This is a genomic window from Pedobacter fastidiosus (genome assembly GCF_014306625.1).
In the GTDB taxonomy this organism is placed as follows: Bacteria; Bacteroidota; Bacteroidia; order Sphingobacteriales; family Sphingobacteriaceae; genus Pedobacter; species Pedobacter fastidiosus.
This window is the reverse complement of the sequence record NZ_JACRYL010000021.1, coordinates 62,685-68,684: the sequence shown is the minus strand read 5'-3', so window position 1 is coordinate 68,684 and position 6,000 is coordinate 62,685. Positions and strand designations below refer to the sequence as shown.

The window sequence follows — 6,000 nt, the reverse complement described above, 5'->3', positions numbered from 1 at the left end:
CTGCTTTTTTCAAGCAACAACTCTGGGGGTCAATTTAAAATTGGCGAAAGGGGGTCAAATTTATTGGTATATGCAGAAGAGTCTGATAATAGAGTATAGGGCCGCTTTCAGGCGCTTCTCTTCCGCTGATATTTTTTCGCCTTCTGAGCTGGACTATTTTTCCGGGGTTTATGGAAACCTTTTTTCCGTCAGCCTTAACAATCTCGACGAACTCGCCACCGTACTTACGGTCAGCCAGCTCCGCATGAGCGATGACGAGCGGTTAAGAGCTATCGACAGGATCTATGCCTCATCAGTAGACAGGCTTAGTTTCCTGAAAAAGTTTAACAATGATGCTTCCCTGCTGATGCTTCAGCGAAAGCGTGCCAGATCTGAGGTGGCGGGTCTACAAGGTTTATATAAAAACCCTTAAAACTTCAATGATGAAAACAAAAGTTTTTGGACCCAAAATTTTGGGGCTTGCAGCAATGCTTGTGTATATTTTTTCGCCTGCGTCCAGTCATGCACAGGGAGTAGCGGGTACGCTGAACGGAATGCAGCCCGTACTGGACAAGGTTTATGCGGACATGCTTCCGCTCTGTTCGAGAATGATAGATGTTGCCCGCGGTATTGCAGGCTTCGGTGCACTCTGGTATATAGCCTCGAGGGTTTGGCGGCAGATTGCCTCTGCTGAACCGATCGATGTCTATCCTTTACTTCGTCCTTTTGGCCTGGGTACGGCTATCCTGATGTTTCCGGTGGTCATCTCCATACTGAACGGTGTGCTGCAGCCAACTGTTTCCGCTACCGGAGCCATGGTTGCCGACAGCAACATCGCTATCGAAAGACTGTTGAGGGCAAAAGAGGAAGCGATAAAAAAATCAAAATACTGGCAGATGTATGTCGGGGACTCTGGACAGGGAGATAGCGATAAATGGTACAAATATTCGCACCCTAAGGATCCGGATAGAGAGGATGAAACGATGCTTGACGGGCTCGGAAATGATCTGCAGTTCTGGATGGAGAAGCAGTCCTATAATTTTAGGAATTCGATCAAGAGCTGGCTGAAAGAAGTTCTGGAGGTACTTTATGCGGCTGCCTCGCTCTGCATCAATACCATCCGGACGTTCTTTCTGATCGTGTTGGCGATTCTCGGTCCGCTCGTCTTTGGGTTTGCGGTATTCGACGGATTTCAGCAGACACTCACCGTCTGGCTTGCCCGTTATGTCAATATTTTTCTGTGGCTGCCCATTTCAAACATCTTCGGAAGTATCCTTGGGAAGATCCAGGAAAACATGCTCAAGCTAGATCTTTCACAGATTGAGCAGCAGGGCGACACCTTTTTTTCCTCGACCGATACCGCCTACCTCGTTTTTTTGATTATAGGTATCGTTGGCTACTTCTCAGTTCCCAATGTAGCAAACTATGTTGTCCACGCAGGTGGCGGAAATGCAATCCTACAGAAAGTAAACTCGGTTGTGATGGGTACTTCGAGTTCAGCTATGTCCACGGTATCCGGCGGAGGAGGTATGGTTGGCGATGCGCTCGGCGATGCCGCGAGAAAAAATGCCCAGGGGTATGCCTCAGCCGGCCAGGGGGATTATTTCAGGGAAGGAAGTTCTGGAGCAGGCAGCCATCAAAAGGACAGGATTTCAGGAAAATCTTAAGGTTTTAACTTAATAAATAATCTAATGTTTACACAGTTCAAAAATATAGATACGGCTTTCAGCCACATCAGGCGTTTCAGTATTTTCCTGATTATAGCCTGTGTATTCCTTTCGGGATTTGCAATATGGAGAAGTTTCATGCTGGTGGACAGGGCCAGTGCGAGAATTTACATTTTGGCAAACGGCAAGGCCCTTGAAGCCTTTGCAGCAGAGCGAAAGGACAATGTCGGGGTTGAGTTACGCGATCATGTAAAAATGTTCCATCACTATTTCTTCACAATGGATCCGGACGAAAAAGTCATCACTACCAATATCGGTCTTGCACTCAACCTTGCGGATGAAAGTGCAAAAAAGGAATATGACAATCTGAGGGAGAGAGGCTATTTCAATAACCTGATTTCTGCAAACATTTCGCAGAAGATCTCGGTTGACAGCACTTTCCTTGACCTTAACGTCTACCCATACTATTTTAAATGTTTTGCCACTCAAAAACTGATCAGGTCTAGCTCAACGGTCATGAGAAGATTGGTAACCCAGGGCTTCCTAAGAGATGTAACGCGTTCGGACAACAATCCTCACGGGTTTTTGATACAGCAGTGGGAAACGCTTGAAAATCCAGATTCAAAGGGGGAAGTAAGACCATGATCAGGCTATTTAGAAAAAAGGATAAGGGAGACTTGGTTCTTAAAAATGAGTTTTTTAAGACCAGAATGGAGCACTACCAGCGGACTTTGGCGGATAGGATCAACAAATTTATGCACTTACTATCGGACCGTATGCAGGTGTTTCTGCTGATTACCGTTTCAGCCATTGTTTTCGCCATTTGCCTGAGGCTGATCATCAGGTCTATTTGAATCAAATTTTAATAAATCAATATATGGAAAGTGAACTAAAAAGAGACAGGCGGAAAATTCTGCTTGTCCTACCAATGTTAATTTTGCCCTTTATGGCTTTGGCATTTTATGCGCTGGGCGGTGGTCGTGACCATTCGGGAGTAGCCATAAAAAAAGGGCTAAATACTTCACTGCCCAATGCAAATTTCAAGAAGGATGAGCCTAGGGATAAAATGGAATTCTATCAGCAGACAGAGCGGGATTCTGGCTCAAAGACCAGTGAGGTCTCTTCAATAGCCGACAGGCTCGGTTTCAGACGAGAAGAGAGTGTGGAAAAGACCAAGGCGATTGAAGAAAAACTTTCGCTACTTGAGCGCGAACTTGCCAGACCGCAGGACGCTCAACAGTCCCTCTCAAGGTCAAGGCCCATACAGGTGCCGGGAATGAAAGGCGATGTGGACAGACTGGAGGTGCTGATGAAAAATATGCAGCAGGGGAAAGGAGAGGATGAGGAAATGAAACAGCTCACGGGAATGCTGGAAAAAGTCTTGGATATCCAGCATCCCCAGCGGGTCAAGGATTCTTACTTGAAACAGGTCAATACAGCACCTGATTCCATCTTTAAAGCAATCGGGGCAACCATTCCTGGCAAACAGAAAGTCGTGCAGGGATCTACCCTAAAGCTCGTATTTCAGGATTCGGTTGTGATTGGAGAACAATCCTTTCCAAAGGGCCAGGAAGTTTTCGGAATCGTAAACCTGACCAACCAGCGGTTGCTCCTGGACATCAAGACCATTCGGGTTGGGAAGCAGATCATACCTGTAGACCTATCTATTTATGGACTTGATGGGATACGAGGCCTAAACGCTCCGGAGGCAGTTGTTTCAGCAGCAATTTCTGGTGGCGCCGATGATGCTGTTCGTAGCCTGCAGCTTATGGGCATGGATGCATCGGTCGGGACGCAGGTTGCGGGTGCCGGAATTGATGCTGCAAAGAGCCTCTTTTCTAAAAAGGTAAAAAGAGTTAAGGTAAAGATCCCAGAAGGCATGTCTGTTTTGCTGAGAAACAACGCACTCAGGTAGTGAATGTTCAATCAGTGGGGGAAGTGCGAAAAGAGTTGCAAAGTAGTGAATTGAGTTCATCCTCAATGGTAGAAAAGTTTGATCGCTTCATTCTCACCGGAGAAAGTCGTGTTGAGTTTTCTGAAATGCACAGACATGGGGAGGATCTGGTTGGCATAACGTTATCTATTGAGCGAATAAGCGGAAAGCATTTTTTGCTTGACGGAATAGAAGCTACCCTATATCCTCATCTGGAGATTCCAGATATTGATCTTGAGAGTTTGAATATAGCCAATCTTGAATCAGAAATGAAACTGATAGACTGGACCATAGATTACGACAGGGAGCTTTACCTATCTATCGATCCGGTGAGAGATCATTCATTTATAAATACGCTTTTGGGCGTAATGGGCAGTCTCGAGATACTTCGGAACAGCGGTGCTCAGGCGAAAGAAACATCAGACCGTTTAATGTACAGTATATGTTAGACAGCCCACTTATCAAATACAGAAGCTATTTGGACAGCCTTAAAACAAGATATAACCCCCACGAAAAGTTCAATGTTAATTGTGGATTGGAAGCAATCCATGGCAAGCTTTACCGAAGATATCATGAAAATACAGGAAAAAAACATACCCGCACTGCACAAGTTACAGGGAAACACCCATCAAGACCAACTTTGAGCCCGCAGGGGTCGGGTAAACCATTTAATCAAAAAACAAAAATTATGGATCAGAACAATTTGCTTCATCTTAAGCAAGAGATGAGAACGTTGGGATTCCGGGAGGATCTCACTGTACAAATGGAAAAAAACATGGAAGCGAACCTTCCTGAATTCACACTTAAGGATAAAGTCGAAGGAGTAAAGAGCGAACTTGAACTGAATATTTATTTCAGGCAGTCTAGCCAGTCGGAATTTTACTACCTGAACAAATTTGAGGTACTGAAGGCAGAAGAAAGACCGCTTGTCCAGGGCGAAACCTACCGGGTTTCCGTAGATGGCGCGTCCGGGCAACTGGTACAGAACTTTGAAACGGCCTTTGAGGCGGTTGGATTTTTTAGGGCACAGGGCGAGCCTACCACCCTCGCAATCGCAAAAGGCAATGATATTCAGCCACTTGTAACAGTAAGGGATGGCCAGGTTATCCTTATAGAAAAGGATTTCGCGAAAACTTTCAGGTCACCTGAAATGCCACAGACTTTCTGGGTCGACAGGGGTAAGGGGTTTGCTGCCGATCAGGCTGTCAATCTGGTCGAAGGCCGATCAGTTTATCGGGACGACATGCTGACCCAGGGAGGTCAGGAATATAAGGCATGGTTTAAGATGGACTTGGATGGCCCACGTGACAAATACCAAAATTTCACGATGAACCAATACCATGATCCCAGCTATGGTTTCAATTTAAGCGAGGTGCTCGATAAGTTTGCAATAAAAGAACTTGATAGTCCAAAGTCAAGAGAAGTATTGGAAAACGCATTAAAAAATGGCGACAGGGCACCTGCAACAGTAGAAAAAGATGGACAAAAGATTAAAGTTTACATCGAAGCCGTGCCAAGATACACCCAGATCAACATGTTCACCGATCAGGGGAAGAGCGAAAAAAGAGAGCAGTTCTTAAAGGATCCCGCAAAGGTCAAGGAAATGTTGCAGTCAAAAGGTAAGGAAAAAGGAGCCTCGACAGAGCAGGGAATGGGAATTTAACTATATTAGTCAATTGTTTTCAGTACCAAAAAATAAAAATCAATCAATTTTAATAACTAATAAAAAAGACAAAATGGAAAAATTTCAAAAACTGAAAGAAGTATTATCTGGAATTGAGGCAGATGCATCAAAATTTTATGATGCCGGGAATGCTGCTGCCGGAACACGTGTAAGAAAGGCAATGCAGGACTTAAAGGTACTTGCTCAAGAGATCAGAGCAGAAGTTACCGAAAAGAAAAGCGCAAAATAATCACATAATCAAGTTTTGGAAAACTGTTAAAGTCTCGGCCTTTGGTCGGGACTTTTTTTTATCCATTTTTAATGCATAATCATCTATCGATACTACTTCAATATATACGCAGTCAGCGAACCCTAAAATTATTTTTTTCTAAATACTTTGCCAGGGGATCTTAGTGGCGGATTTTGATATCATTTACCTCAAAACCACCGTAGCTGAGCATTTCAGCGTTATGGTTTACTGCAAGACTGAGTTTTAATTTTTCAATGAGTCCGTTTGCCCTCAAAACATTGTGGTGAATATCCTTCACACCGCGGATTTCGATTCCGTGGGCCATAATCTTAAACTTGGTTGGCTCGAACTTATCTATAAATTTTTGCAGGTCTATGCTAATGTCTAAATCGCTCATATTTGGCTATAGGCCCTAAAGGAAATTACAAGATTTGATTATGCTGATAGGCAGATATTGCTTCATAGACCTCTTTTTTTAAAGATTTATTAAAATAAGAAATGGAAATGC

Annotated in this window: 8 protein-coding genes and 1 pseudogene; 8 read left to right on the top strand and 1 reads right to left on the bottom strand. The window is 44.2% G+C overall.

The annotated features are described in order from the left end of the window. The 8 genes and pseudogenes from H7U22_RS18985 to H7U22_RS18955 all read left to right on the top strand — a co-directional run. A pseudogene (locus tag H7U22_RS18985) lies at nt 1-412 on the top strand (TerB family tellurite resistance protein); the annotation flags it as partial. A 10-nt stretch (nt 413-422) separates the two neighbouring features. After that, a complete protein-coding gene (traJ, locus tag H7U22_RS18980; RefSeq protein ID WP_187072917.1) occupies nt 423-1,646 on the top strand; it encodes a conjugative transposon protein TraJ in 1,224 nt (407 codons plus the stop codon). Nucleotides 1,647-1,670: 24 nt separating this feature from the next. Further along, the gene (gene traK / locus H7U22_RS18975; RefSeq protein WP_187072916.1) at nt 1,671-2,291 is read left to right on the top strand and encodes a conjugative transposon protein TraK; all 621 of its coding nucleotides are present in this window, start codon (nt 1,671-1,673) and stop codon (nt 2,289-2,291) included. Further along, nucleotides 2,288-2,500, top strand: coding sequence for a hypothetical protein (locus H7U22_RS22890; RefSeq protein ID WP_222621904.1), 213 nt, complete (start codon nt 2,288-2,290; stop codon nt 2,498-2,500). Before traK ends, H7U22_RS22890 begins: the two co-directional genes overlap by 4 nt. Before the next feature lie 23 nt (nt 2,501-2,523). Further along, a complete protein-coding gene (gene traM, locus H7U22_RS18970; RefSeq protein ID WP_187072915.1) occupies nt 2,524-3,561 on the top strand; it encodes a conjugative transposon protein TraM in 1,038 nt (345 codons plus the stop codon). A 50-nt stretch (nt 3,562-3,611) separates the two neighbouring features. Then, the gene (locus H7U22_RS18965) at nt 3,612-4,028 is read left to right on the top strand and encodes a hypothetical protein (RefSeq protein ID WP_187072914.1); all 417 of its coding nucleotides are present in this window, start codon (nt 3,612-3,614) and stop codon (nt 4,026-4,028) included. Next, nucleotides 4,022-5,242, top strand: a complete 1,221-nt coding sequence (locus H7U22_RS18960) for a hypothetical protein (protein WP_187072913.1) — start codon at nt 4,022-4,024, stop codon at nt 5,240-5,242. Before H7U22_RS18965 ends, H7U22_RS18960 begins: the two co-directional genes overlap by 7 nt. 73 nt (nt 5,243-5,315) lie before the next feature. Further along, a complete protein-coding gene (locus tag H7U22_RS18955; RefSeq protein ID WP_187072912.1) occupies nt 5,316-5,492 on the top strand; it encodes a histone H1 in 177 nt (58 codons plus the stop codon). Nucleotides 5,493-5,652: 160 nt separating this feature from the next. Here the strand turns inward: H7U22_RS18955 and H7U22_RS18950 are convergent, their stop codons facing one another. Next, the gene (locus tag H7U22_RS18950) at nt 5,653-5,889 is read right to left on the bottom strand and encodes a hypothetical protein (RefSeq protein ID WP_187072911.1); all 237 of its coding nucleotides are present in this window, start codon (nt 5,887-5,889) and stop codon (nt 5,653-5,655) included. Nucleotides 5,890-6,000: the final 111 nt, after the last annotated feature.